Origin of the sequence: Pseudomonas sp. NBRC 111132 (genome assembly GCF_001320565.1) — a bacterium.
Taxonomy (GTDB): Bacteria; Pseudomonadota; Gammaproteobacteria; order Pseudomonadales; family Pseudomonadaceae; genus Aquipseudomonas; species Aquipseudomonas putida_P.
On record NZ_BCBI01000121.1, the window covers coordinates 1 to 2,010 of the forward strand.

Sequence of the window (2,010 nt, forward strand, 5' to 3'; positions counted from 1 at the left end):
TCTTTTCGACCTTAGCGAGGCTACTCGACGGCACAGTGTTGCCTGTCGAAAGGCCTCACTTCGCCCGCCCTGCGCCTTGATTTTTTGGTGCAGCGTCGGCGCTCGTTTCGAGATTTTCGGAGGTGTTTCATGACAGTACGAAAGGTGGTCACGCGGCGGTCCAACCATTACCGCGGCTACTTCCCATCGCTCAAAAATAAAAAGCCTATGCCCTGGGAGTCCCAGCTCGAAGGCGCGTTTTATCGGCTTCTTGAGCTGTCTCCTGCGGTCATCGGCTACGTCCCGCAGCCCAGTGAGGAGCGTATTCCATCGCTCCAGGGCTATTTCAAATACTACCCGGACGTACAGGTTTTCCTCGCGGATGGGCGCGAGTGGTGGTTTGAAGTGAAACCTCACGACCGACTGAAGATAGCCAGTGTCAGGCAGCGACTGGATGCCGCTGAGCGCTACTTCAGCGCCACCGCTCGTAACTTTTCGGTGGTCACTGAAAGGTTAATTGAAGCTGAGCCCCTGGCTACCAATCTTCGAAGGCTGATGTATCACCGGCGCGGTCCAGAGCTTTCGCATCAGGCGTTGGAGGAGGTAATGGTGGCCTTCAACAAATGGCCGCCTATGACCGTTGCAGATTTGCTCTGCGTGGTTGGTGAGAGGAAAGCCTGGCGCTTGTTAGGCCTTGGGGTGGTGGGCATTGACCTTGATAGGTCAATTGACACTGACTCCCCGGTCTTCCTGCAGGGGGGGCACCGTCATGCAAACCTTTTCCCTTAGGGTGAAATTGGTCGTCATCGTTCGTGGCGTACTGATGGTGCTTGAGAAGAGGCTTATCGACCGGAAGCTGCTCTTTTTCGATGAGCTTGGTGAGCCCACGAAGCTATCCGAGAAGGAGTTCTATGAGGCCTACGAGAAGCGCGAGATCGAGATCTCCGCTGATCAGCCTTATCTCGGGAAGGTTCCGTATGTACGGAACATCCCTCCAGACATCTCATGCTTCCCCAAAAAACATGGGGATGAAGCATTGCGCCGACGCAAGTATCTGGACGACTTAACTAAGCGCGGTAAATACAAGCTGCCGGGTGACGAAGACATGATCAATACACTTAGAGATATCGCCAAAAAGATTGGGGATGCATGCGTACCCTCGGTTTCCACCATTCGACGCTGGGCCTCTAAATACATTGGCCAGAACGTAGTAAAGCTCATCCCTCAGCATGCCAAAAAGGGCCGGGCTCCCGCGATCAAGGGTGAGCTTGAAGCAATTCTTGAAGGGGTGATCAATGAGACCTACCTGCAAGACACGATTCCTGCGGTCAGCGTGGTCGTTTCAGAGTTCGAGGATCAGATTAAAGAGAGGAACAAAAGTCGTTTGCCCTCGGATCAGCTCAAGATCCCAAGCGGAATGACTGTCCGAAGGTACATCGCCAAGCTGGATCCTTACCTTGTGGATAAGGAGAGGCTTGGAAAATACGCAGCAGACAAAAAGCACCGCGTTGCGGCGGGTGTCCTACGTGTCCATGAGATTCTGGAACGGTGGGAGATTGATCACACGCTCTTGGACGTACAGCTTGTGGATGAAACCTCGGGGTTGTGTATTGGGCGCCCCTATCTGACGATCGTCCTGGACCGCTTCTCTCGTATGGTGATGGGATATCTGCTTCACCTGTCGGCGCCAAATACGGAAACCGTGCTTCGTGTGATCGAACGCTCAATCCGTCCAAAGACCGAACTGCTGAAGCGTTTTCCTAAAGTGAGAAATGAATGGTGGGCACGTGGGCTGCCGGCTCGCATCGTCCCAGACAACGCGGCGGAATTTCACGCGGGTGATCTCATCATGGGGTTCAACGAGTTGGGTATCGAGATCATGTATCCCGCTTCCAGGGCCCCTCAAAGGAAAGGTGCCGTCGAACGCTTTTTCAGCACACAGAACCTGGGGCTTATCCACAACCTCCCGGGTACCACCTTCTCGAATATCCAGCAGCGTGGCGATTACGACTCGGAGAAGAATGCATGCTT

2 protein-coding genes are annotated in these 2,010 nt (G+C 54.0%); both read left to right on the forward strand.

Going from position 1 to position 2,010, the window contains the following annotated elements:
* Positions 1-129 precede the first annotated feature (129 nt).
* Complete coding sequence (locus APH35_RS27905; RefSeq protein ID WP_060515839.1) at positions 130-768, forward strand: TnsA endonuclease N-terminal domain-containing protein; 639 nt, start codon at positions 130-132, stop codon at positions 766-768.
* A partial coding sequence (locus APH35_RS27910) for an integrase catalytic domain-containing protein (protein ID WP_156341254.1) occupies positions 749-2,010 on the forward strand: 1,262 nt, incomplete at its 3' end. The genes APH35_RS27905 and APH35_RS27910, both read left to right, overlap by 20 nt.

Bases quoted from the DNA above. Each gene is read 5' to 3' on its own strand.
- APH35_RS27905 (WP_060515839.1), top strand. From the start codon at position 130: ATGACAGTACGAAAGGTGGTCACGCGGCGGTCCAACCATTACCGCGGC.